The organism is Gemmatimonas sp., from assembly GCF_044376735.1.
GTDB lineage: Bacteria > Gemmatimonadota > Gemmatimonadetes > Gemmatimonadales > Gemmatimonadaceae > Gemmatimonas.
The window spans coordinates 1-23,844 of sequence record NZ_JBILKJ010000041.1 but is presented as its reverse complement, the minus strand read 5'-3'; the positions used below and the strand labels follow the sequence as shown (position 1 = coordinate 23,844).

The following is a 23,844-nucleotide window of genomic DNA, read 5'->3' as shown; positions in this document are numbered from 1 at the left end:
CGTGATCGACGGCAACATCAAGAACGTGCATACGGTGAAGGGTGGCATTCAGTACATGATGTACCTCGCCGATCACTACACCGAAGTCACCAAGAGCGCGTCGCTGGGCTTCTTCCAGATCGGCGGCGGCATCGCGGGTGACTTCCCGATCTGCGTCGTCCCGATGCTGCATCAGGACTTGCAGCGTACGGAGGTGCCGCTGTGGGGGTACTTCTGTCAGATCAGCGATTCGACCACATCGTATGGCTCGTACTCGGGCGCGGTGCCGAACGAGAAGATCACGTGGGGCAAGCTCGGCATCGAGACACCGAAGTACATCATCGAGAGCGACGCGAGCATCGTGGCCCCGCTGGTGTTCGCGATCGTGCTCGGACAGTAATCGGCCGCTCGGTTCAAGATCGGTGAACGTGGCCAGTGTCCGGGGCAACCGGATGCTGGCCACGTTGCTGTGCAGGCCCCTCGCTGTTCTCTGCGCCTCTGCGCCTCTGCGTGCTCGGCGTGATCGGTTCCGTGGGCGAGGCGCCCGACGGTCGTTGAACAGACCACGCGAAGGGGCAGAGCACGCGGGGAGCGCAGAGGCGATGGAACAGATCACACAAAAAAATCGAGACCGGGAGAAAAGGAGGGGCGTTTGAGCCTACCCCGGATGCTCACGTTCTCTTTTGCTCTTTTGCTCTGTGTGATCCGTTCAGCGGCGCCGGTCCCTCCGCGCGCTCTACTGTGCAGTATGAACGGTTCCGCCGGCCTGGCGTCTGCACGCGGCTACGGCAGCGAATCCACGTCGACGGTTGGCACGCGGAGACGTTGGCCCACCTGGATCTCGTCGGCGGACAGCTGATTCAGCTGGCGCAGGACATCCGGTGAGGTCTGGAAGCGGCGTGCGAGTGCGGTGAGCGTCTCGCCGCGCCGCACGACGTAGAACGCGTATCGCGCGGCCGGTGGGGCCGGGGCGCGCGTGGTGGCGGTCAGGGCGTCTTCGTCACGGGTGACGGCCTGGCGCGCCGCGGCAGTGGCCTGCGCCACGCGCCGTGCCGCGGTCCACGAGCCATCGTCCACGATGAAATCCACTTCCGCCGCGGGGGTCCGCAGGACGAGGCCGCGCCCGTAGCCGCGGAAGAGTGTGCGTGGCTCGAGGGTAAAGGCGACGTCGTACGGGTAGCTCTCCACCAGCAGTTCGGAGGGGCCGTCTTCGCGCGGACGCAGTAGCGGTGTGGGCGGCGCGCCAACGTACAGCAGGCGCCGGTTGGTGGCGACGACCACCCCGAAGGATTCGCGCCACATGTCGGTCCAGCGCCGCTGCGAGGCGAAGGCCTGCGCCACCACGCGCTCGTCGGGCCCGAGTTGCGAGGCGACCTCCTGCTGGGCGGCCTCGCGGGCCGCGCGACGGGCCCCGATCGGCGGCACGATGGCCGCGGCCGCCACGAGGCCCGCGGTCCCCAGCAGTGCGGTGCCGCTGGTGAGGGCGACCAGCAGCCGCACCCAGGGACTACGCGCGCGGCGCTCCCGCGGGGCGGACGCATCGGCGGAGGGTTCACGTATGGCCATGTGACGGAAAATACCCCGCGGCGCCCCGGGAATCTCCGTCGAGGGGGTTGCTGGTGCGCCGTCAGCGAACATGTTGCACCGCCATGACGCAGACACCGGCGACGGCGGCGACCCGCGCGCTCTCGGGCGTGGTGCTGGGCACGCTCGGGATCGGCGCCGCCTACGCGAGTGCCTTCTTCCCCCACACGGTGGGCGCGGCGGGGCCATATCTCATGGCGGTCGCGGTGCCCGTGTGCCTGATCGCCACCATGACGCTCGGCGCCGTGCGCGGGTCCCGCCTACGCGGTGGACTCGGGTGGCCAATGCTGCTGCTGTTCGTGCTGGTGTGTGTGCTCGTTGGTGGCGGCTTGCTTCTGGCCCTGCTGCTTCCGCCGGACACGGTCGCCAGTCCCTACTGGCTTGGTCTGCCGCGCCGCGCGGCGGTGGTCGTGTACGGCGTGGGTATCCTGCCGTTGTTCGTCTTGCCGCTGGCGTACGCCTTCACGTTCGACGCCCGCACGCTGTCCGATGCGGATCTGGCGCGCGTTCGTGCGGCGCGTATGCGCCACGAGCCGGCGGACGAGGCACCGGCGGTCGAGTCGCAGGCGGTCGACGCGCCGCTGGCGCGTCCATGAGCGCGTCAGTGATGACGGCATCGCTCCTGCTGCAAGCGGGGACCATTCCGGCGAATGCGAAGCCGGTGGTCGGTGGCGTGGCGATTGCGTACGTCGTGGTCGTCGCGATCATTGGGGTGTACGCGACGCGTCGAACGAAATCGGCCGCCGACTTCTTTGTGGCCGGGCAGGGCATCGGGCTGTTCACGCTGGCCGTCGCGTCGATGGCCGCCACGCTGTCGGGGTTCGCCTTCATCGGCGGGCCGGGATTGGTCTATTCGGTGGGCATCGGCGCCGTGTTCATCGTGCTGCCGGCGGCGCTCACCAATTCGATGGGTGCGTGGGTGCTGGCCAAGCGCCTGCGCCTGCTGGCGGAGGTGCGCGAGATGATCACCATACCCGATGCGATCGGGGTGCGTTATCAGTCGCCGGCAGCGCAGGGGCTGGCGGCGTTCGCCATCGTGCTCGCCGTGATCGGGTATATGGCCACGAACCTGCTGGCACTCGGACTGGTCCTCGATGCCACCTTCGAGCTGGGGCGCGGCACGTCCATCTGGCTCGGCGCGGCAATCATTCTCGCGTACTCGGTGTCAGGCGGCATTCTGGCGGGCATCTACAACGACGTCTTTCAGGGCATCCTGATGGCGGTCGCCTCGGTGATGGTCTTCGTGTTCGCGATGCACAGCGGGGGAGGCCTGGACGGAATCGCGCACACGATCATGACGCACGATCCGGCCCTGCTCGGCCCGTTCGGCAAGCTCACCCCGCTGGCGGCGCTCTCGTTGTTCTTCGTGTTCGGGCTGGGAGCGCTCGGGCAGCCGCACGTGGTGCACAAGTTCTTCATGCTCCGCGATCCGCGGCACCTCAAGTGGTTCCCGCTGCTGATGACGTGTGCGCTCTTCCTCACGTTGCTGCTGTTCGTCGGCGTCGGGCTCGCGATGAAGGCGCTGGTGCTGTCGGGCGGCGCCCCGGCACTCGCCACGGCCGACGAGGCGACCCCCACGTTTCTCCTGCGCTTCACACCGCTGCCGTTGGCGGCGATTGTCTTCTCGGCCGTGGCGGCGGCGATCATGAGCACGGTGAACTCGTTCCTGAGCATTGGCGCGGCCGCCCTCACCCATGATCTGCCGCTGGCGTTCGGCGCGCGGGTAACCGACGAGCTTCGGTGGGGCCGAATCTGGACCATGGCGCTCACCGTGGCGGCGGGGCTGCTCGCACAGCAGTCCGGCACGCTGGTGGCCTTCCTGGGCATCTTCGGCTGGGGGCTGTTTGCGTCGACGCTGGTGCCGGCGCTCGCCATCGGGTTGAACTGGAAAGGGGCGACGCGCGCCGGTGCCATGGCCTCGATCGTGACGGGGCTCGTGATCACGCTTGGGCTGGAGTCGCTCGCGTACTTCAAGGTGTTCACCTTTCCGGCGGGTGTAACGGCCACCGCGATCGCGCTGGTGCTGTCCATATTGGTGTTTTTCGTGGTGTCGTGGTTCACGCGGCACACCGCCGCGGCCACGCTCGCCCCGGATGTCTGCGCGGTGATGGACGCCTGACGCGTTCGGCGACTGGCGTACCGAGCGCGACTCAGCGAGCATTGGAGATGCCTCTGCAGGTCCGAACGCTCCGATGACGCGCCCTCAGCGCGCGCCCGCCCCCGGTCGTGCCAAAGGCGCACGCGCGTCGGCGTCTGCGGAGGCCAAGGCGGCTATTGCCCCGCCACAACTCGACCTGTTTCCCGTGCTGCCGGTGATCGACGTGCTCGATCCGCGTGTCATCGTGGGGGCGCACACCGGGGTCGAGCATCTGGTCCGCGTGCGCTTGCGTCCCAACGATGCGCCGCATCTGATTTTTCATGACCGGCACGGCTGGTACTGCGAGTCGCATGGGCCGACGTGCCACACGGTGCAACTCGCCCGCGACGCCACCCGATGACGGGCTGCCATGTCTGCTGACGTCACGCCGATCTGGAGCCCCTCAGCGGAGGCCGTTGCGCGCGCGCAGCTCACGCGGTTCCGCCTCGATCTTCAGGCCCGAGGCGTCATCGATGCCTCGGTTACCGATGCGCATGCGCTGCAGCGCTGGTCGGTAACGCATCCCGCGGCGTTCTGGGCCGAAGTCTGGCGCGCGGCGGCCATCATGGCCGACGGTCCCGGTCCGTCGTCATCGCCGTGGCGTGATGTGCTCGTGGGTGGCGAGCGGATGGCACCGCCCGACGCGGCGCGCGGACCGCGGTGGTTCACCGACACACGGCTCAACTTCGCCGAACACCTGCTGCGCCGCCGCGATGCGGGCACAGCCATCGTGTCGTGGAACGAGCAGGGCGCGCAACAGCGCCTCAGCTTTGCCGAGTTGGCTGCGCAGGTGGCCGCTACGGCGGCCGCGCTCGTCGCCGCCGGTGTTGGTCCGGGCGATCGCGTAGTGGGCTACCTGCCGAATCTGCCGCAGGCCGTAATCGCGATGCTTGCCGCGACGTCGCTGGGCGCGGTGTGGTCGTCCTGCTCGCCCGACTTCGGCACCAAGGGCGTGCTCGATCGGTTCGGACAGATCGCTCCCAAGGTGCTGATTGCCGCCGACGGGTACTGGTACGCCGGCAAGCAGATCGACTGCCTGACGCGACTGGGTGAAATCGTGGCCTCATTGCCGTCGCTGGCCGCGGTATGGGTGGTGCCGTACGTGAGCGCCACACCGGCGCTCGGAGCGCTACCCGGCGCCGTCGCCTTCACCGACGTGCTGGCCCAGTATGCCGCGCATCGGGAGCCGGCATTCACACGCCTGCCATTCGATCATCCGCTGTACATCATGTACTCGTCGGGCACGACTGGGCTGCCCAAGTGCATGGTGCATGGCGCCGGCGGCACGTTGTTGCAGCATTGGAAGGAGTTGGCGCTGCACACCGACCTCGGCCCCGATGATGCGATCTTCTACTTCACCACCTGCGGGTGGATGATGTGGAATTGGCTCGTGTCGGCGCTGGCCATCGGCAGCACCATCGTGCTGTACGACGGCGCGCCGCTGGCGCCGTCGGCCGACATCCTGTGGCGCATGGCCGCGGTCGAGCGCATCGCCGTGTTCGGCACCAGTGCGAAGTATCTGTCCGTGCTCGAGAAGGAGGGCGTGCAGCCGCGCGCGTCCTTCGACCTGTCGTCGCTGCGCGCGATCTTGTCTACCGGCAGTCCGCTGGCCGCCCACAGCTACGACTTCGTGTACGCGCAGATCAAGTCGGATGTGCGTTTGGCCAGCATCAGCGGTGGCACCGATATCGTAAGCTGCTTCGCCCTGGGCGATCCCACGGGTCCGGTGTACCGCGGCGAGCTGCAGCTGCGCGGCCTCGGTATGGCGGTGGACGTGTTCGGCGACGACGGCCGCCCGGTGCGCGGCACGCCGGGGGAACTCGTGTGCACGCGCCCGTTCCCCAGCATGCCGGTGGCCTTCTGGAACGATCCCGACGGGGCGCTCTACCGCGCCGCGTATTTCGAGCACTTCCCGGGCGTGTGGCGCCACGGCGACTGGGCCGAGGTCACGGCGCACGACGGCCTCGTCATTCACGGTCGGAGCGACGCGACCCTCAACCCGGGTGGTGTGCGGATCGGCACCGCCGAGATCTATCGGCAGGTGGAGCAGATCCCGGCGATTCTCGAATCGCTGGTGATCGAGCAGCGGCTTGGCGTGGATAGCGACGACTCGCGCGTCGTGCTCTTCGTGCGGCTGCGCGAGGGAACGCACCTGACCGATGAGCTGCAGCGGTCCATCCGTCAGCGCATCCGTGAGTACGCCAGTCCGCATCACGTGCCGAAGGTGATCGTGGCGGTCGCCGATATCCCGCGCACGATCAGCGGCAAGATCACTGAACTGGCCGTCCGCGACGTGGTGCACGGTCGTCCGGTCAGGAACGCCGACGCCCTGGCCAACCCGGCGGCGTTGGCGCTGTTCGCCGACCTGCCGGAGCTCCGATCGTAGGCACCGCACCCCCGGCCGGGGTTATCTTTCTCTCGGACCGATGGACCCGCCCCGAAAAGACGTTCGTGGAGCATTGTCCCATGTGCAACAATCCGCTTTCGGAAGACCAACGGCAACGCGCCTGGATCGGCGCGCTGCCACGCTCGCATATCTAGGTCGCGATGGCTGCCCGCCGTCGGCGCGATTTCGCGCGGCCGACTGTCCATCCATCACACCTGAGGGTTGCTCCATGGCGACGATGACCATCCCCGAACAGGGGATCGAGCACGATGCGTTCCCGATCAACGGCACCGACTACGTCGAGTTCTACGTCGGAAATGCCAAGCAGGCGAGCCACTACTACCGCGCGGCGTTCGGCTATCAGCTGGTCGGGTATCGCGGCCCCGAAACCGGCGTGCGCGACCGCTGCAGCTATCTCATGCAGCAGGGCAAGATCCGCCTCGTGCTCACGACGGCGCTCCACCCCGAGTCGCCCATCGCCGCCCACGTGCACACGCACGGCGACGGTGTGCGCGACTACGCGCTGTGGGTTGACGACGCCCGCACGGCCTACGCGACCGCGATTGAACGTGGCGCCATCGCGATTCAGGAGCCGCAGCTGTTCAGCGATGAACACGGTGAGGTGATCATCGCCGCCATCGGCACGTACGGCGACACGATTCATTCGCTGGTGGAGCGCCGGAACTATCGCGGTTTCTTCCTACCGGGCTTCCGCGAAATCTCGCCGCGCTACCAGCCCGAGAGTGTAGGCCTCAAGTACGTGGACCATTGCGTCGGCAACGTGGAGCTGGGGCAGATGAATCGCTGGGTGCAGTACTACGGGGACGTGATGGGCTTTCGCAATCTCATCACCTTCGACGACGACGACATCAGCACCGAGTACTCGTCGCTCATGTCGAAGGTGATGGCGAACGGCGACGACAAGATCAAGTTCCCGATCAACGAGCCGGCGTCGGGCAAGAAGAAATCGCAGATCGAGGAGTACCTCGACTTCTACGGCGGCCCGGGTGCCCAGCACCTGGCGCTTGCCACCGACGACATTCTGGCCACCGTGAGCGCCTTGCGCGATCGCGGCGTCGAGTTCCTCTCGGTGCCCACCTCCTACTACGCCGAGCTGCAGGAGCGCGTGGGGCAGATCGACGAGGACATCGAGGCGCTGGCGGCGCTCGGGATTCTCGTGGACCGCGACCCCGATGGCTATCTGCTGCAGATCTTCACCAAGCCGGTTGAAGATCGCCCCACGCTGTTCTACGAGATCATCCAGCGGAAGGGCGCCAAGAGCTTCGGCAAAGGCAACTTCAAGGCGCTGTTCGAAGCCATCGAGCGCGAACAGGAACTCCGCGGCAACCTCTGAGGATCAGATGCCCTTCTATCACCAGCTGGGTGCGATACCGCGCAAGCGACACATCGTGTTTCGTCGTCCCGATGGCGGATTGTATGCCGAGGAGTTGATGGGGCACGAGGGGTTCGTGGGCACCTCGTCGCTGCTGTATCACACGCATCCGCCCACCACGTACAAGTCGGCGCGCAAGGTGCGCGACGTCGTGCTCGAGGCCGACACGGAGACGTCGCTGCGCCATCGGCACTTCCTCACGTCTCGCATTACCACGGGTGGATCGGCCACGCTCGACCGGCTGCCACTGCTGTTCAACAGTGACATCGCGATGCTGTACGTGGAGCCCACTACGAACGACACGCACTTCTACCGCAACTCGCAGGCGGACGAAGTCGTGTACGTGGTCGAGGGCTCCGGCGTGCTGGAGTCGGTGTACGGCGAGCTGCCGTACAAGTCGGGCGACTACGTGGTGGTGCACCGCAACATCACCCATCGCTGGCGCCATGACCTCGCTGCCGGCGCCACGAAGTTGTTGGTCATGGAGAGCCGCGGCCACATCCGGGTGCCGTCGCGCTACCGCAACAACTTCGGGCAGATGCTGGAGGGGGCGCCGTTCTCCGAGCGCGATATCCGCCGGCCCGTACACGTCGCGCCGCGCGATGAGATGGGGGACTTCCCGATTCTCGTGAAGCAGTACGATGCGCTGAACGAACTCGTGCTCGATCACCATCCGTTCGACGTTGTGGGATGGGATGGCTACTTCTATCCGTGGATCTTCAATATCCACGACTTCGAGCCGATCGTGGGGCGTATTCACCAGCCGCCCCCGGTACACCAGACGTTCCAGGGTGACGGCTTCGTGATCTGCTCGTTCTGCCCTCGGCCGTACGACTTCGATCCCCAAGCCATTCCGGCGCCGTACAACCACAGCAACGTCGACTCGGACGAAGTGCTGTTCTACGCGTCCAGCGAGTTCATGAGCCGCAAGGGCATCGAATACGGATCCATCACGCATCATCCCGATGGATTGGCGCACGGTCCGCATCCGGGGCGCACCGAAGCGTCGATCGGGGCGAAGTACACCAACGAACTCGCCGTGATGATGGACAGCTTCAAGCCGCTCAAGATCGCCAAGCTCGCCATGGCCATCGAAGATCCGGCGTATCACAAGAGCTGGATCGACGCGCAGCACGCGCAGTATAGTCCGCCCACGTCGTAGTCCCGCGCTGAACTTTCCGCCACACCGTCATGCCCCGTCTGTCCCAACGGTTTTCGTCGTTCCCCGCGTATCCGCTCGCGCACATTCCGGCGCGCAAGAAGGCGCTGCTCGAAGCCGGCGTCGATGTCATCGACCTCGGTGCCGGCGACGCGGATCTCGCGCCGCCCGCCGCCGCCGTGGCGGCGTTGCAGCAGGCGGCGGAGGTGCCCGCCATGCAGCGCTACGGCTTCGGGCTGGGGCTGGTACGCTACCGCGAGGCGGTCGCCGCCTGGATGCACACGCGCTTCGGGCAGCGCGTGGATCCCATCACCGAGATCGTGCCGTTGCTGGGCAGCAAGGAAGGCCTCGCGCACATCGCCTTCGCCTTCGCCGGTCCGGGTGATGTCGCGATCATTCCCGATCCGGCCTATCAGGCGTATCTCGGCGGCACGCTGCTCAGTGATGCCACGCCCTACGTGTACGCGCTGCGGCCGCGCACGAACTTCCTGGTGGATCTCGACGAGATCCCGGCGGACGTGCTGTCGCGCACACGGATTCTGTACCTCAATTACCCGAACAATCCGACGGCGGCCGTCGCCCCGCGCGACTACCTGGAGCGGGTGGTCGAGGTGTGCCGGGAACGCGATATCCTGCTGGTGTACGACAACGCGTATTCCGAGATGGGCTTCGACGGCTACGTGCCCCCCAGCATTTTCGAGATCGACGGGGCGCGCGACGTTGCCATCGAGTTCCACTCGCTGTCCAAGACGTACAACATGACCGGCTGGCGCTGTGGCTGGGCGGTTGCGAAGCCGGAGATTGCCACCGCGCTCGCCAAGGTGAAGGCGTTTACCGATACCGGGCAGTACATGGGCATTCAGGCGGCGGGTGTCGCGGCTATCGAGAGTTGGGCGGAGTTCGTGCCGCAGAACGTGGCCGTGTTCCAGGCGCGCCGTGATGCGGCGGTCGCGGCGTTCCGTGCCAACGGGTTTGCCGCCGACGTGCCAAGCGCCACGATGTACTTGTGGATGCCGTTGCCCGAGGGGATTGCCAGCGCGGCGTTCGCCGATCGGCTGCGCGAAGAGGCCGGCGTCATCGTGCTGCCGGGCTCGGGCTTTGGCGCGGGCGGCGAAGGGTTCTTTCGTATTTCGTTCATTCAATCGGAATCGCGCATCGCCGAAGCCGCCCGGCGGGCCGGTGCGGTGCTTGGCGCCATGCTGAAGGAGTTGGCGTGATGCATCGCCGCGGCCGGGTCGCTCAGGGCGCCGTCCTGCTATTGTCGGCGGTGCTCGCGTGCCGGCCCGCGGCGCCGATCTCTGCACCGGCCGAACCCGTGGCCGCTGCTCGGCCGGAGCCGTCGCGCCCCACGCCCGCGAGTGCGCCGGACCGCGCCGCCCCGGTGCGCGTGCGCCCCGTCGTCAGCGCCGAGGCCCCGCCGCTGGCCCGCGAGTTCCGCGGCGTCTGGGTGGCCTCGGTCGCCAATATCGACTGGCCGTCCAAGCGCACGCTGTCCACCGCCCAGCAGCAGGCCGAGCTCATCGCGCTGCTCGATCGGGCGGCGGCGCTCAAGCTCAACGCGGTCCTCTTCCAGATCCGTCCGGCCGCCGACGCGCTGTACGCGTCGAAGATCGAACCGTGGTCGGAGTACCTCACCGGGGCGCAGGGGCGCGCGCCCGTGCCGTACTGGGATCCGCTCGAGTTCGCGATCCGGGAGGCGCACGCTCGCCATCTCGAGTTGCATGCGTGGTTCAATCCGTATCGCGCGCGACACACCGACGCCAAGTCGCCGTTGGCGCGCACGCACATCGCGCGCACGAATCCGACGCTGGTGAAGCCGTATGCCCGCTATCTGTGGATGGATCCGGGTGAGCCGGCCGTACGTGCGCGCACCCTGCGCGTAGTGCTCGACGTCGTGAAGCGCTACGACGTGGATGGCGTGCATATCGATGACTACTTCTACCCGTATCCGGAGAATGACCGGCGCGGTCGCGCCATCCCGTTCCCCGACGATCGCAGCTGGAAGCGCTATGTGCGCGAGGGGGGCGAGCTGTCGCGCGCCGACTGGCGTCGACGCAACGTCGACCTGCTGGTACAGGCACTCGACGAGGGCGTGCACAAGGCCAAGCCCTGGGTGCGCTTCGGGATCAGTCCGTTCGGCATCTGGCGTCCCGGGTATCCCACACAGGTGCGCGGCTTCGATGCGTACGAGAAGTTGTACGCCGATGCGCGGAAGTGGCTGCGCGAGGGGTGGGTGGACTACTTCACGCCGCAGCTCTACTGGCCCACCACCAAGCGCGAGCAGGCCTATCCGGCGCTGCTCGACTGGTGGGTGAGCGAGAACGTCATGGGGCGGCACATGTGGCCGGGCAACTTCACGTCGCGCGCTGGCGGCGTGGGCTCGGGCGCGTTCTCTGTGGGCGAGCTGGTGGAGCAGATTCGCGTCACGCGGCTGCAGGACGGCGCCACGGGCAATGTGCACTTCAGCATGAAGTCGTTCCTGACCAATCAGGCTGGCATGAACGACACCCTGTTGGTGGGCCCGTACGCCTCCACGGCACTCGTGCCGGCCACGCCGTGGCTCAAGGCGGCCGCCCCCCCGTTGCCGGTCGCTCGTCTGGCGGAAACCACCGCCGGCACCCGCCTGCTGCTGCGCACCACCGGCACCGCGGTGCCGTGGCAGTATGCGATCCGGCTGCGCACCGACACGGCCTGGATTACCATGGTGGTGTCGGGATCCACGACCGCGTGGACCATCCCGAAGGGGACGTCGCCGACTGCGGTGTCGGTGGTGTCGCTCAACCGCGTGGGCACGCAAAGCGCTCCCGTCACCATTCCATTTCCGTCGCGAACCGGCGCTGCCGCCGGCACCACGCCGACACCTGCTCGAGGCCGCTCCGATGCGCCCTGATCCCGTGCCGTACTACTACCGCATCACGTCGGGCATCCGCATCACGGTGCGCCCGACGTATCTCCGCGACCGCTCAAATCCGTTGCTGGGCCAGTTCGTGTTCGGCTACCACATCCGCATCGAGAATGTGGGGGAGCAGGCGTCGCAGCTCCGCACGCGGCGCTGGCTCATTCACGACGAGTCGGTGGGCGATTCGGTGGTCGAGGGGGAAGGCGTGGTCGGCGAACAGCCGCATCTGCTACCCGGACAGGTGCACGAGTACCGGTCGTTCTGCGTGCTTAAGGCACCGCAGGGATGGATGGAGGGCTCGTATCGCTTCGTGCGCGATGATGGCTCCTCGTTCGAGGCGATCATTCCGCGCTTCACACTGGCGGCCGAACCGCGGGCCGACACCGTCTCCTGACGGACACGCGCCGCCTGTTCGTTCAGCGCGGCGGCAGTGTCTCGCTAAAGGCCTCGGTCAACAGCCGCATCGTCGCGTCATCCAGCAGATCGCGCACCATCAGCGCCAGCAAGGCTGCCAGCGCCGGCTCGGCGATGGGCTCGAGGGCGATCTCCTCCCCGACCGCCGCCGGCGTATCGGTGTCCGCCACGGGACGCTTCGTCAGCTGCAGGAGTGGCCCCGTCAAGGCATCGCGGGCCGGCTCGCGACCGCTCCGAGCGATCACCTCGCCGAGGCGCGTGTCGGCGGCTTGGAAGGCGCGCGTCGCCGCGAGGGTCTCGTAGCGGGCAACGACCGCGGCACGATCGGTGGTGCCCAACCCGGCCAGTCGCACGAGAAATCCGCGCACGGCGGCCGTCTCGGGGCCGTACGGCTGCGAGCTCGCCGTGCTCACGACGCGATCGGTGCGACCGGCACCGCATGGCCGAGCAGTTGCAGTCCGTCGTAGACGGTCGGCGCGACCGGCCGCCATCCCGTGGCCAGCAGGGCGTCCACGTTGACGCGCTGGTTGCTGCGGCCGCTGCGCACCGGGGCGTCGCGATCGATCGGGGCACGCGCCACGGGCGCCTCGATCGCGCGACCGGTCAGCACAGCGGCGATCGCCGACGCGCGGAGCGGCGTCCCATCGGCGCAGTTGAATATCCGCGCGCCAGGCGCCCGGTCGTGCTGGAGCAGATGAACGATCGCCGAGACCACGTCGTCTCGCCACGAGAAGTTGCACCACACGTCGCCGGCGGCGAAGGTGGGGTCGGCCAGCCGCGCGGCCGGATCGCGCTGCGGCCCATACAAACCGGCCGCCCGCAGAATGTGCGCGGTGGCGTGTGGATCCCGGGCCACCGTCGCGATGCGCTGCTCGGCGTCGTACAACGCCTGCACCCGCGCGTCATGCGGTGTGATCGCGCTCTGCTCGGTGACCTCGCTGCCGTCTTGCCGGTCGTAGACGCCGGTGCTCGACACGTACAGGATCGAGCGAATCTGCAGGGCCTGCGCCAACGCCACGGCACCGGCAGCTGCGAGCGGATAGAGGCCGTAGTCGTCGCCGCGCGCGCGCGATGGCGCGATACACACAACGAGGTGGTCGATCGGGCTGGTGAACGCCGACCGGACGATGGCCTGCAACGCCGCCGATGGCACCGGCCCCAGCGCCGCGTCGGCGATGTCACCGGTCAGGGCGACGACGTCAGGGTTGGACGAAGGACGAGCACTGCGCTGCAGCGTGGCCACCGGGCCGCCCAGCGCCGCCAATCGCGCCGCCACGGCCTGGCCGAGCCATCCCGGGCCCACCACCAGTGCGGCGCTTCGCATCGGGAACCGTAGGGGATCTGTCGGCATCAGCAGCGGAATATGCGCCGATGCGCCGCCGCGGCACAGGTGATCGCCGACGATCGGTCAGCGCAGCAGGAAATACCAGACGGCGCCACCGGCCGCCACGGCCGCACCCATCGCGACGCCGATCAGGCCGGCGCGGTTGCCGGGCTTCTGCTTTACCAACCGATTCGACTTCGTCGTGCGTCGGGTCGGCACCACACGCGGTGCCATCGCTGCGCCAACACCGGCTTCATCGAGCTCGGCCGGCGTGCTCGGCGCTGTGTGCTCGGCACGGAAGGCCGGCGCGGCACTGCCGAAGGCAGGCGTCGTCGAACCCCTGCGGGCATCGGGCGCCGGGTCGGGAGCGCTCAAATCCCCGTAGCCGTGCTCGACCACGATGCCGAACGCCGCGGAGGGCTCCTCGTCGGGCGCCAGCGGAAAGTCGAACATGTCGACGAGGTCGATCGTGGAGGGCTCGTTCGGCGTGGGCTGCTCGTCGACGACATCGCTCACCGGCTCGACATTCACGGGCTCGTAACTCGCCGGCTCGAAAGTCGCCGGCTCGAAGTCCATCGATTCGACGCTCATCGGCTCGACCGGGGTGTCCACCACCGTTTCAAAGGCGGCGAGAATCTCGGCGTCGTGATTGCCCGGCGGCGGAACCGCGATCACCCCCGGGGGCGTCGTGCGCAGCAGCACGTCGGTCACGGCGACGGCATCGCGGAGCGGTTGATCGTCGTCCCACTCGGCGTGCTCGGCCTGTTCGGTGACCGAGGCGTGCGCGTACACCGCCTGCTCGGCCCCCGCGGCCCGTTCGGCATCCGTCAGGGCGGCGGCGAGTGCCGATTCGGCGGCGGCCACATCCGCGCGCTGCGCGGGGTCTCGCAGCATGTCGGCCCGCATGCGCAGGGGCTCGATCCGGTCGATCAGCCGATCGGCCCGGAACGTGGACATGCCATGGGCATCGAGCAGTGCATGCAGGCGGAGCAGCAGCGGCTCCGCGCTCGCGGGATCTCCATCGGCGAGGGCAAGGCGGGCCGCGTTGTCGAGCATCGACACCAGGCGCACGTCGTCATCGCCCACGTGGCGTTCGGCGGCAGCGATGGCGCGCTGGATCAGCGCCTTCGCCTCGCTGAGCCGTCCGGACGCGCCCAGCATGACGGCGAGATCCATGCGCGCGCGCGCCACCGGCATGGCGTCCTCACCGGCGATGGCCGCCCGGAGCGCGCAGGCCCGCTGCGCGTGCTGCAGGGCATCGTCGGTACGACCGGCGCGGAAACACGCTTGCGCGAGATTGCCGAGGATCAGCGCCAACGCATCGTGCGAGTTCACATCGGGCGCACGGCGTGCCAACACGTCGGCCGCGGCGGCAAACGCCTCGGTCGCCTCATCCCACTCCGCCGCAGCGGCCAGGGACAAGCCTCTCGTGTTGTCATCCATCCAGTCGTCGTGTTCGGAGCGCACCGTTCGGTGTGGCATCAGAAGTTCATGCATCGCTTGAGGTTGACGCGCCGTCGCCACACCGCGTCACCGCGGGAGGCGCGAGTTGGCCAGCGGTGTGACGCTCGTGCGCAGCGTGATACGGCGGCCACGGATTCATGGCGACCTGAGCGCGCTGCCAAGCCAACCCGGATCGGCTGCTGCCATGTTTCAATATGCCACGCTCTGCCACGATGCGGCCACCCGATGGCAACGAAATCCCCAGCGAGAGACCGCGATGCGTTGACTCGGTCTTGCGCCGACGTAGGTTGGACCCCATGACGCTGACGTCTCCGACTCGTCCTCGTGACAATGGCCGCCGGCGGCGCGCGCGCTCGTTAACGCGACGTGCTGCGTTGGGGGCGCTGCTGAGCTGCGCGATGCTGGGGTGCAACCGCGACAAAGGGGTGACGATCTCCGGCAATGTGCCGGGTCTCGACACGCTCGGCTATCGTGGCGACTCACTGGTCGCGTGGGCTGAGCGCCGATCGTCCGCGCTGCGCGATTCCCTGCAGTTGCTGAACGACCCGACCCGTCAAAAGGCGGGCGATACGTCGGTCGACCGCACGGATCCAATAGGTGGTGCGGTCTCCGGTCCCCCAAGCCGCTTGACGGCTGGGCAGGAGATGAGTCGACGCGCGCAGGCACGCGGCGATTCCATGGCGCGCGCGATCGCCCAACGGCTGGCCGGCGCGGACAGCGGCGACGGAGGGGCGCGTCGCGATTCGCTGCGCGGCATCGTGACGCTGATCGGCGTCGAGCCAGCGCGTGTGGTGGTGCTGCGGGCCGAGGGCATCGACGTCACGCTCAGCGGCATGGCGGCGACCTCGTTGCGTCGACTGGCTGGCACCGAGGTGGCGGTGCGCGGCGTGAAGGTCACGCCGCGCGACATCGTGGTGCGCGACTACGTCGTGCGCGCCTCCGGCGGCGTGCCGGCATGGGATGGCACGCTCGAGGACGGCGGCGAACTGCGCCTTTCCGACGGCACGGGGCGCAAGCGGCTGCCGTCGGTGCCGGGGCCGCTGCGCGGCCTGGTTGGGACACGCGTGTGGGTGGCCTTCAAGCCGGGCAGCGCGACCGCCGACTCGTACGGGATCATCGGTCGGCGGTAAGTCGGCGGCAGGTTGGCGGTACGCGCGTCGTGCCGCCCGGTCTTTACGCTTCGCGGATCGCAGCCATCGGCGTGGCCTTGTACACATCGCGGCTGGTCAACAAGCCGATCGCCATGGTGAGCAGCAGCATGCCCACCGCGATCACGAACGTCGGGCCGACCGCCGGGTCGAACGGGTCCTTGAACACGAATCGTGTGAGCCCCCACGCGCCGGCGAACGCCAGCACCATGCCGGTGAGCGCCCCGAGGGCCCCCAGCGCACCGTACTCCGCCAGCAACACGCGCGCCACCTGCGCCCGTGATGCCCCGAGCGTTCGCAACAGCACGCCCTCGCGCAGGCGGGCGCGTCGCGTGGCGGCCACCGCACTGAACAGCACGGGGATACCCATGGCCAACGAGAACAGGCCAAGGAAGCGGATGGCCAAGGTCACCTTGTCCACGATGGCCCCGATGGTCTGACGCACCAGCGTGAGATCGACGCTCGAGACGTTCGGGAAGCGCCGCACGATGTCGCGCTGTACGGCCGCAATCGCCGGTCCGGCCGGCACGTTCGCGACCACGACGAACTGTTGCGGGGCCCGGCGCAGCGCCTCGGGGGCGAACACCACGAAGAAGTTGGCCTCGAATCGCGCCCAGTTCACCGTGCGCAAACTGGTGACGATCGTGGTGACCGGCACACCCTGCACATTCCACGTGACCGTGTCGCCCAACGTCACGCCCAGGTCGGCGGCGAGATCGCGCTCGAACGAGACTTCGAACGGTGCGTCGGGATTGGCGGCGCGCGCTTTGGCCCGCGTGGCCGAATCGGCGAACCACCGGCCGGCCACCAACGTTTCCGATCCCACGATGGAGTCGCGATACGTACTGCGGTACTCGCGGCGCAAGGCCCATCCCGCCCGACGCGTGCTGGAGTCGGCCATCAACGATGACATGTTGCGACCGTTCAGCGCGTCGATGCGCATGGTGACGATGGGGGTCTGCTGCACGATCGGATGCTGCCGGGCGCGCAACAGGGAGTCGAGCGGGGCTGCCTGATCATCCTGCACGTCGAAGAAGAGCAGGTTGCCGGCCGATCCGGCCGAGGTGGTCTGCACCCGACTGAGCAGATTCGCCTGCACGAGATACACGGTGCTGAGCAGGAACGCGCCGAAGCCGAGGGCGAGCGTGACGGCGCGGGTCTGATTGGCGGGGCGATGGAGATTCGCGATGCCCTGACGCAACTCGAACGGCCACGACGGCCGGGTACTGCGGCGTGCCGCGGCGATGAGCAGCGTGGCGGCGATCCAGAGCACCAGCACCGCGCCGCCGATGGCCGCGCTGATGTAGAGCCCCTGGCGCACGTCCCCGATGCGCGACACCACGATGCCAATGATGCTGCCCACCAGCAGCGCATCGACCGTCAGGCGCGCGGGATCGTTCCACTCGCGGGGCAGGGCCGTGTTGTCCATTTCGCGGCGAATCGCCTGCAACGGCGACACGCGACGCAGTGCGAGCAGCGGCCGCATGGCGAACACCAGCGACACCCACACGCCGGTGGCGAGTCCCAGGATCAGCGGTCGCGGTTCGAGGGCGAGTTCGACATCGATGGGGAGGAAGTCGGATACCACGCCGGGGAGCAGGAACTGCACGGCGACGCCAAGCACGGTGCCGGCGATCGCGCCCACGAGCCCCATGGCAGCCGACTGCACCACGTACAACGTCAACACCTGGCGGCTGGTCGCCCCCAGGCACCGCAGCACGGCCACCGTGTCGATCTTGGCCGACACGAAGGCGTTCACGCCGCTGGCCACACCGATGCCGCCCAACAGCAGCGCGATGAGGCCGATGATGCTGAGGAAGTCGGCCAAGCGGGCCACCGACTCGGTGAAATCCCGCTCGGTGTCCGCCACCGTACGCACGCGTACGCGGGTGCGGGCGGCGCCCGACAGCAGCCCCGACGCCGAATCAGGCGCCGGCGCGGTCGCGCTCCGCGTCGCGGCGGTGTCGGCTGGCGGCGGCTCGTCGTCGCCCCCCGGTCCACGGCGCTCCTCGCCGCGGGCTTCCTGCGCTTCCTGCAGTGCGGCCGCCTTGGGGTCGATCCGACGCCGGAGGTCGCGCGCCACCGTCTTCGCGGCGGCCGGCGTGGCCAGCGACGCGGGGAGCTTGAGCACCACGTCGTACTCGGCCCGGCTGCCGAACTTCAGCAGGGCGGTGGCGTCGAGCCACTTATCCGACACGTACACACGGGGCCCGATGACCGCCGTGATGCCGGCATCGCCGGGCACGTTGCCCAGCGTCCCGGCGATCAGGAACAGCTTCTGGCCGAGGCGGAGCGAATCGCCGACCGCGGCGTCGAGGGCGACCAGCAGCGACGGATCGACGAACACGATCGACTCATCGTGCACGCGCGACCAGGCGTTCGCGGGAACGGTTTCGATTTCGCCGTAGAACGGATAGCCGGGTGACACGGCGCGCACCTGCACGAGCCGCGTGCCCCCCGACGGCTCGGCCAGCGCCATACTGGCGAAGGTCGTGACGCGGGAGGTGGCGATCTTGTCGGCGCGCAGCGAATCGAGCAGCGTGTCGACGACGGCCGGGAAGGCGGCGCGCGCCTGCAGCGCCATGTCGCCACCCAGCAACGTGCGCGACTGCTCGCGGATCGAACGCGTGACGTTCCCCGCGAACGAGTCGATCGCCACCAGCGCGGCCACGCCGAACGCGATGGACGACATGTACAGCGCCAAGCGACGACGGGCCGTGCGACTCTCCCGCCAGGCGAGGCGGAGCAGCGCCTGCGTGGTCATGAAGCCGACGGCGCCGCGGCCGGCTCGTGGCTGATGTCTTCCACCACCACGCCGTCGCGTAACCGGATCGTGCGCTGCGTGCGCGCGGCGAGGGCGATGTCGTGGGTGACCAGCACGATGGTGCAGCCGCGCTCGCGGTTGAGGGCCTGCAGCAGTTCGACGATCCGCTCGCCGGTCGCGCCGTCCAGGTTCCCGGTGGGTTCGTCGGCGAACAGAATGCGCGGCTCGTTTACAAAGGCGCGGGCCAGCGCCACGCGTTGCTGCTCGCCCCCCGAGAGCTGCTGCGGGAAATGGTGCGTGCGATCCCCCAGTCCGACGCGGGTGAGCAGGTCGCGGGCGCGAATCGTGGCCTCCCGGGCGGAGACGGCGCCGGAGAGTTCGAGCGGCACCTGCACGTTCTCGAGCGCCGTGAGCGTGGGGATGAGCTGAAAGCTCTGGAACACGAAGCCGACTTTCTCGCCACGCAGTTTGGCGCGACGATCTTCGTCGAGACTTCCGAATTCTTCGCCGTCGAGCGACACTGTGCCCTGTGACGGGGTATCCAGTCCGGCGAGCAGTCCGAGCAACGTGGTCTTGCCACTGCCGGACGGCCCGACGATCGACACGAAGGCGCCTTGCGGCACATCGAACGACACGTCGCGCAACACCGTGAGGCGTTGCGTGCCGCTCTGATATTCCTTGGTTAACCCACGGGCAACGAGCATGCGATTGGAACGGAAGAGGAAAGTCGGTCGCCGGGTGGCGAGTACGGCACTCGTGGCCCTGACGGTATGGGGAACGGCCTGTAGCACCAACGGCGACGCCGGTCGTTCGGGTTCAGCCGCTGGCGGACCGGCGTCGGAAGAAAGAACCGGGGAGAGCGGCGCGGCGGCAACTGCTGCGCCGCAATCTGCCACGAACGGTGCCGATACGGCCAAGCCGTCGGAGCGCTCGCGGGTGTCGCGCGTGGTTTTTTTGGGTACGAGTCTCACCGCGGGACTGGGGCTCGATCCCGACGTGGCGTATCCGGCGCTGCTGCAGCGCAAGGCGGATTCGGCGGGCTATGCCGTTCGCATCGTGAACGCCGGGCTGAGCGGCGAGACCTCGGCCGGCGCGCTGCGTCGGGCGGGGTGGGTGCTCGATCAGCCGGCGTCGCTGGTGGTGCTCGAGGTGGGGGCGAACGATGGGCTGCGGGGGGTGGACCCTGACTCCACGTATGCGAACATCGTGGCGCTGGTGAAGGTGGTGCGGGCGCAGCGGCCGGAGGCCGGGGTGGCGCTGGTGCAGATGGAGGCGCCCACGAATCTCGGCGGGAGCTACACCACCCGGTTTCATCAGGCCTACGTGCGGGCGGCGAAGGAGACGGGCGTGCCGTTGCTGCCGTTCCTGTTGGAGGGGGTCGCGGGCGATGCCCGGCTCAATCAGGCGGATGGTATCCATCCGAACCCGGAGGGGTCGAAGCGGGTGGCCGACACCGTGTGGCGCGGGCTGTCGCCCTTACTGGCGCAGCTGACCGGCGGCTGACGACGTCGTCGGCGCGGTTGGCGCTCGTGGCCGGGTCCCTTCCGGAGCTGCGGCCGTCTGGTTACTTTTAGAGGCTGCGCGGTAATCACTCGTCGGTCGTTCGCTGACCGACGTCCGGGAACCGCGCGGCATTCCGGCTGGTATCCTGCGGGGGGCGTTCCCCCGATGTCCCCTGTTCGAAGGTGTCGTTCGCATGGCCTTTTCTGCGACCCAGATCCGACGTGGCATGGTCCTCGTGTTCGAGGGCGATCCGTGCCGAGTCGTCGAGTTTCGTCACCACACGCCGGGCAACCTGCGGGCCATGGTGCAGGCGAAGCTGAAGAACCTGCGTACGGGTTCGAACTTCGAGCATCGGTTCCGCGCGGCGGACACGATCGTGAAGGCGGACATGGAAACGCAGGAACTGGAATTCATGTACCAGGGCGGCGATGTGTTTCACTTCATGAACATCGCGAACTACGACCAGATCGAGATGGACGAAGAGGCGCTGGGCGATTCGGCGCCGTGGATGCAGCCGGGCATGAAGATCCTGGCCGAGTACTACAACGGCCGTCCGATCGGCATCGAGCTGCCGAACTCGCTGATCTTCGAGATCGTCGAGACGGCGCCGGTGGTGCGTGGCGCCACGAAGACGGCGTCCTCCAAGCCGGCGAAGCTGTCGAACGGCGTCACGGTGAACGTGCCGGAGTTCGTCGAAGAGGGCACGCGCATCCGCGTGAACCCCACGACGGGCGAGTATCTGGAGCGGGCGAAGGACTGAACGCGTTCGACCGATGAATAAGTCGGGGTGAAGTATGGCGGCCCCGCTTGCAATCGGCCTTTCGTCTGGTTACAGTTTGCGTCTCCCATCGGTTGTCATCCCTGGTGACGACCGTGCGACAGTTGGCTTCGAACGTGCTGGGTGCAAGCACACGCGTTCGTCGATGGTGGCCGTAGCTCAATCGGTTAGAGCACCGGATTGTGATTCCGGGGGTTGCGGGTTCAATTCCCGTCGGTCACCCTGGTCACTCTGCAAGCGCTGGTAGGGCACAGCGCTTCAGGAGGTCCGTAGCTCAATTGGTAGAGCACCGGTCTCCAAAACCGGCGGTTGGGGGTTCGATTCCCTCCGGGCCTGTTGGAAAGACAGTTTGGAGTGAGGTGTCGCGAGTTTTGAGTACAACGGGCGCTGCAAGGCGAACGGAGCGGGGAGTGATCGCGACCAGCGATCGCGACTGGACATGAAAGTTCCGCCGTGGCCTCGCGCCTCGGCGCGAGACCACGGCGGTATCGTCTAGGGGACTAGGACACAGCCCTCTCAAGGCTGGAACACGGGTTCGAATCCCGTTACCGCTACTGAAGGTGCTGTTGCAGGGCATGTACGACGTAGACTCTGGCTCCATCGTCTATCGGTTAGGACACGACCCTTTCAAGGTTGAGAGACGGGTTCGATTCCCGTTGGAGCTATCAGCTCCCCGTGGAGCTGGCTGATGCAGGTGCAGGTGTTGTTGGGGGCGTAGCTCAGTTTGGTTAGAGCACTCGACTGTCACTCGAGAGGTCGCGGGTTCGAGCCCCGTCGCTCCCGTTGTTCCGCGGATGTTTGGGATGTTGGCGCAGGTGGAGTTTCCGCGAACACAGAAGCAGTGCTGCAGGTGTTGTACGCCCTCGTGGTGGAATTGGTAGACACGCTACTTTGAGGTGGTAGTGCTTAACGGCGTCGCGGTTCGAGTCCGCGCGAGGGCACTGTTTACCGCTGGATAGCAGGACACGGCACCTCACCGTGCGATCGAACGCCACAGTAGCTCAGTGGTAGAGCACCCGATTCGTAATCGGGCGGTCATCGGTTCAATCCCGATCTGTGGCTCTGGATGGTTCAGAGCTGTGTAGGCAAGGCGGCCCGTCTCTCGCGAGACGGGCCGCTTTTTTGTGGTGTGGCGCGACCTGCCCACCGTGCGATTGCGGGATCCGGCACATTGCCGTACACTTGTACGTACACCTGTACAGGAGTACTGCCGTGAGCACACCCGCCGAGTTCAGCGCCGCGTCCGCGCTTGTCCTGCTGGCCAGTCACGCCGAGCACGCATCGACGGTGAAGGCGACCAGGGCGCGGGAGCAGTTCTTCCCCCTGCTGGAATCGGTTGTCAACGACGAGCGCTGCGTCGTCTTCGTCGAACACAAGGATCTCCCGGGGCGCGGGATGTTGGTCAGCGAGCGCTATCAGCAGTACGTCCGGCAGCTCGAAGCAACGGTACGCGCCCTGCTCGCACCTACCGCTGGACCGAGCTTCATGCTCGCCGGTTCCGTGTCGGTCTCAGCCAACGGCGACGACCTCGAGGCGAGCATCGCGTCGTTGCGCACCGACCATGCCGAGCGCACGGCGGCCAAGTTCGACATGCGTTGATGGCGTCCATGATTGCGGTGACAGACACGCACAGCCTGTTGTGGTATGCCGATCCGCGCGCGCACAGGAAGCTGGGGCGCAACGCGCTGTTGTTCTTTCAGCGCGTCGATCGGCGGGAGGCGGCAGTCTATGTCCCTGCGCTGGTACTGGCCGAGGTGGGCGAACTCGCGCACCTTGGCAGGATCGATCTGGGAGTTCCCTTCACTGATTGGATGGACGGGGTGTTCAGTAACGCGTGTATTCTCTCGCAGCCGCTCACCCACGAGATCGTGCGCACGGCCCACAACCTGTTTGCCATTCCCGAACGGGGAGACCGCCTGATCGCGGCCACCGCCGCCGCGCTCGATGTCCCGTTGATTACCCGGGATCCCGAGATTGCGTCATGCGCGAACGTCGCGCTCCTGTGGTAAGGCCGACGGCAGCCCTCATCACCCCGCTCCTTATGCGTTCCACGGCCGCCCGTACTATGCTGACCGCGATGGCCCTCTTCGTCGCGCCCCTGTTCGTGCCCGCACCGTTGCCCGCCCAGCCGGCGAACAGCGGGCTCACGCGGCTGATCGAGGCGGAACTGTCGCGCTTCCCCGCGCGCACCGGCGTGTACGTGAAGCATCTCACCACCGGCGAGGAAGCCGCGGTTCGCGCCGACGAGGCGTTCAGCAGCGCCAGCGTGATCAAGCTCACGATCCTGGTACGTGCGTTTCAGTTGGTCGACCAGGGGAAGCTCAACCTCGCCGAACGCGTCGAAATCCGACGCGCCGATCTGCGTGATGGATCGGGGGTGCTGCAGTACCACGATCTCGGGCAGACGCCCACCGTCAAGGATCTGCTCACCGAGATGGTGATCACCAGCGACAACGTCGCCACCGATCAACTGCTCACGCGGGTCGGCGGCGTGGACAGTCTCAATGCTTGGCTCAAGGCTTCGGGCTTTGCCCACCTGAGCATGGTGGCGCGTGGGCATGTATACCGGCGCAAGATTCTCGAACTGGTCAATCCCGCGTTCGCGCAACTCACGGCCGAGGAAACCACGGGACTGCAGTACGCGCAGCAGGGCGACGCGCTGTTCGGGCTGTATGCGTCGCTCTTCACCGGTGAGCGCGCGAAGTGGGTCGACATGGTGCGCGATCCGGCCAACCGGAAAACTCTGGCCGATGGCCGGCTCCGGCTCCCGGTGCAGGATCACGCCTACTGGCTGGGCGACATGAACCCGCGCGAAACGGGGCGACTGCTCGAAGCCATCGAACGCGGCACCATGACGTCGCCTGCCAGCACCGCGCTGATGCGCACGATGCTCCGCCGCCAGCAGGCCGGTG

Annotated in this window: 22 protein-coding genes and 7 tRNA genes; 23 read left to right on the top strand and 6 right to left on the bottom strand. The window is 67.6% G+C overall.

Annotated elements, in window-relative coordinates; translation table 11 throughout:
• On the top strand, window positions 1-379 hold a 379-nt coding region (locus ACIRA7_RS08315), incomplete at its 5' end, for a deoxyhypusine synthase family protein (RefSeq protein ID WP_396220383.1).
• A gap of 383 nt (window positions 380-762) precedes the next feature.
• Here ACIRA7_RS08315 and ACIRA7_RS08310 read toward each other — a convergent pair.
• Window positions 763-1,545 (bottom strand): LysM peptidoglycan-binding domain-containing protein, encoded by a 783-nt coding sequence (locus tag ACIRA7_RS08310; protein WP_396220382.1) that lies wholly within the window; start codon window positions 1,543-1,545, stop codon window positions 763-765.
• A gap of 83 nt (window positions 1,546-1,628) precedes the next feature.
• Here ACIRA7_RS08310 and ACIRA7_RS08305 point away from each other — a divergent pair, with 83 nt between their 5' ends.
• From ACIRA7_RS08305 to apaG, 9 genes are all read left to right on the top strand, one after another.
• Entirely contained in the window at window positions 1,629-2,159 is a 531-nt protein-coding gene (locus tag ACIRA7_RS08305; RefSeq protein ID WP_396220381.1) for a hypothetical protein, read from the top strand.
• Between the two features lie 11 nt (window positions 2,160-2,170).
• Window positions 2,171-3,682 (top strand): sodium/proline symporter, encoded by a 1,512-nt coding sequence (locus tag ACIRA7_RS08300; RefSeq protein ID WP_396220380.1) that lies wholly within the window; start codon window positions 2,171-2,173, stop codon window positions 3,680-3,682.
• A gap of 73 nt (window positions 3,683-3,755) precedes the next feature.
• Window positions 3,756-4,061, top strand: coding sequence for a hypothetical protein (locus ACIRA7_RS08295; RefSeq protein ID WP_396220379.1), 306 nt, complete (start codon window positions 3,756-3,758; stop codon window positions 4,059-4,061).
• Window positions 4,062-4,070: 9 nt separating this feature from the next.
• A complete protein-coding gene (locus ACIRA7_RS08290) occupies window positions 4,071-6,086 on the top strand; it encodes an acetoacetate--CoA ligase (RefSeq protein ID WP_396220378.1) in 2,016 nt (671 codons plus the stop codon).
• Window positions 6,087-6,315: 229 nt separating this feature from the next.
• A complete protein-coding gene (gene hppD / locus ACIRA7_RS08285; RefSeq protein ID WP_396220377.1) occupies window positions 6,316-7,440 on the top strand; it encodes a 4-hydroxyphenylpyruvate dioxygenase in 1,125 nt (374 codons plus the stop codon).
• A 7-nt stretch (window positions 7,441-7,447) separates the two neighbouring features.
• Entirely contained in the window at window positions 7,448-8,641 is a 1,194-nt protein-coding gene (locus ACIRA7_RS08280; RefSeq protein ID WP_396220376.1) for a homogentisate 1,2-dioxygenase, read from the top strand.
• 29 nt (window positions 8,642-8,670) lie between these two features.
• Entirely contained in the window at window positions 8,671-9,855 is a 1,185-nt protein-coding gene (locus ACIRA7_RS08275; RefSeq protein WP_396220375.1) for an aminotransferase class I/II-fold pyridoxal phosphate-dependent enzyme, read from the top strand.
• Window positions 9,855-11,528, top strand: coding sequence for a family 10 glycosylhydrolase (locus ACIRA7_RS08270; RefSeq protein WP_396220374.1), 1,674 nt, complete (start codon window positions 9,855-9,857; stop codon window positions 11,526-11,528). The genes ACIRA7_RS08275 and ACIRA7_RS08270 overlap by 1 nt, the downstream gene beginning before the upstream one ends.
• Window positions 11,518-11,931, top strand: a complete 414-nt coding sequence (gene apaG / locus ACIRA7_RS08265) for a Co2+/Mg2+ efflux protein ApaG (protein WP_396220373.1) — start codon at window positions 11,518-11,520, stop codon at window positions 11,929-11,931. Before ACIRA7_RS08270 ends, apaG begins: the two co-directional genes overlap by 11 nt.
• A gap of 22 nt (window positions 11,932-11,953) precedes the next feature.
• Here apaG and ACIRA7_RS08260 read toward each other — a convergent pair whose 3' ends face one another.
• Genes ACIRA7_RS08260 through ACIRA7_RS08250 form a run of 3 tightly spaced genes read right to left on the bottom strand, consistent with a single transcriptional unit; the run spans window position 11,954 to window position 14,757 of the window.
• Entirely contained in the window at window positions 11,954-12,364 is a 411-nt protein-coding gene (locus tag ACIRA7_RS08260) for a hypothetical protein (RefSeq protein ID WP_396220372.1), read from the bottom strand.
• Window positions 12,361-13,302, bottom strand: a complete 942-nt coding sequence (locus ACIRA7_RS08255) for an NAD-dependent epimerase/dehydratase family protein (protein ID WP_396220371.1) — start codon at window positions 13,300-13,302, stop codon at window positions 12,361-12,363. Before ACIRA7_RS08255 ends, ACIRA7_RS08260 begins: the two co-directional genes overlap by 4 nt.
• A 57-nt stretch (window positions 13,303-13,359) precedes the next feature.
• Window positions 13,360-14,757 (bottom strand): tetratricopeptide repeat protein, encoded by a 1,398-nt coding sequence (locus ACIRA7_RS08250; RefSeq protein WP_396220370.1) that lies wholly within the window; start codon window positions 14,755-14,757, stop codon window positions 13,360-13,362.
• Window positions 14,758-15,035: 278 nt separating this feature from the next.
• Between ACIRA7_RS08250 and ACIRA7_RS08245 the strand changes: the two genes are divergently transcribed.
• Window positions 15,036-15,869 (top strand): hypothetical protein, encoded by an 834-nt coding sequence (locus ACIRA7_RS08245; RefSeq protein ID WP_396220369.1) that lies wholly within the window; start codon window positions 15,036-15,038, stop codon window positions 15,867-15,869.
• Between the two features lie 43 nt (window positions 15,870-15,912).
• Here ACIRA7_RS08245 and ACIRA7_RS08240 read toward each other — a convergent pair whose 3' ends face one another.
• A complete protein-coding gene (locus ACIRA7_RS08240) occupies window positions 15,913-18,651 on the bottom strand; it encodes an ABC transporter permease (protein WP_396220368.1) in 2,739 nt (912 codons plus the stop codon).
• Window positions 18,648-19,355, bottom strand: a complete 708-nt coding sequence (locus ACIRA7_RS08235; RefSeq protein ID WP_396220367.1) for an ABC transporter ATP-binding protein — start codon at window positions 19,353-19,355, stop codon at window positions 18,648-18,650. The genes ACIRA7_RS08240 and ACIRA7_RS08235 overlap by 4 nt, the downstream gene beginning before the upstream one ends.
• A 232-nt stretch (window positions 19,356-19,587) precedes the next feature.
• Between ACIRA7_RS08235 and ACIRA7_RS08230 the strand changes: the two genes are divergently transcribed.
• The 12 genes from ACIRA7_RS08230 to ACIRA7_RS08175 all read left to right on the top strand — a co-directional run.
• Entirely contained in the window at window positions 19,588-20,154 is a 567-nt protein-coding gene (locus ACIRA7_RS08230) for an arylesterase (RefSeq protein WP_396220366.1), read from the top strand.
• 193 nt (window positions 20,155-20,347) lie between these two features.
• Window positions 20,348-20,914: an elongation factor P gene (gene efp, locus ACIRA7_RS08225; protein ID WP_396220365.1), complete on the top strand. Its 567-nt coding sequence runs from the start codon at window positions 20,348-20,350 to the stop codon at window positions 20,912-20,914.
• Between the two features lie 166 nt (window positions 20,915-21,080).
• Window positions 21,081-21,154, top strand: a tRNA-His gene (locus ACIRA7_RS08220).
• A 41-nt stretch (window positions 21,155-21,195) separates the two neighbouring features.
• Window positions 21,196-21,268 (top strand) — tRNA-Trp (locus ACIRA7_RS08215).
• A 145-nt stretch (window positions 21,269-21,413) separates the two neighbouring features.
• A tRNA-Glu gene (locus ACIRA7_RS08210) sits at window positions 21,414-21,486 on the top strand.
• Window positions 21,487-21,525: 39 nt separating this feature from the next.
• Window positions 21,526-21,597: transfer RNA gene (locus ACIRA7_RS08205), tRNA-Glu, on the top strand.
• A 43-nt stretch (window positions 21,598-21,640) separates the two neighbouring features.
• Window positions 21,641-21,715 (top strand) — tRNA-Asp (locus tag ACIRA7_RS08200).
• A gap of 76 nt (window positions 21,716-21,791) precedes the next feature.
• Window positions 21,792-21,873 (top strand) — tRNA-Leu (locus ACIRA7_RS08195).
• Between the two features lie 49 nt (window positions 21,874-21,922).
• Window positions 21,923-21,994 (top strand) — tRNA-Thr (locus ACIRA7_RS08190).
• 150 nt (window positions 21,995-22,144) lie between these two features.
• Window positions 22,145-22,531, top strand: a complete 387-nt coding sequence (locus ACIRA7_RS08185) for a hypothetical protein (RefSeq protein WP_396220364.1) — start codon at window positions 22,145-22,147, stop codon at window positions 22,529-22,531.
• Window positions 22,532-22,539: 8 nt separating this feature from the next.
• The gene (locus ACIRA7_RS08180; protein WP_396220363.1) at window positions 22,540-22,941 is read left to right on the top strand and encodes a PIN domain-containing protein; all 402 of its coding nucleotides are present in this window, start codon (window positions 22,540-22,542) and stop codon (window positions 22,939-22,941) included.
• A 68-nt stretch (window positions 22,942-23,009) separates the two neighbouring features.
• On the top strand, window positions 23,010-23,844 hold an 835-nt coding region (locus ACIRA7_RS08175; protein ID WP_396220362.1), incomplete at its 3' end, for a serine hydrolase.